The sequence below is a fragment of the Psychrobacter sp. TB55-MNA-CIBAN-0194 genome (assembly GCF_040309505.1).
Lineage (GTDB): Bacteria > Pseudomonadota > Gammaproteobacteria > Pseudomonadales > Moraxellaceae > Psychrobacter > Psychrobacter fozii.
This window is the reverse complement of the sequence record NZ_JBEOOW010000354.1, coordinates 1-267: the sequence shown is the minus strand read 5'-3', so window position 1 is coordinate 267 and position 267 is coordinate 1. Positions and strand designations below refer to the sequence as shown.

At 42.7% G+C, this 267-nt stretch carries 1 protein-coding gene; it reads right to left on the bottom strand.

Annotation, left to right across the window (positions count from 1 at the left end; all coding sequences use genetic code 11):
* A partial coding sequence (locus AAEY75_RS15435; RefSeq protein ID WP_502944438.1) for a hypothetical protein occupies positions 1-267 on the bottom strand: 267 nt, incomplete at both ends.

Sequence of the window (267 nt, the reverse complement as noted above, 5' to 3'; positions counted from 1 at the left end):
ATCCAGCGGTGCTTGATATTGCTGTGGCATCCAAGCTTTTAGTTGGCTAATGCTGTCATCTAACATCGCTTTATTATGCACAGACAGATTCAAGTGACCCACTTTACGGCCCACGCGAACTTCTTTGTTGTACCAAAACAGTTCAGCATTTGGCAGGCTTAACCAACGGTCGTCTTTATCAACACCAATTAGGTTAACCATCACACATTGAAAGTTCACTTGTGGTTGATGCAAAGGTAAATTGCATAAGGCACGTAAGTGCAATTC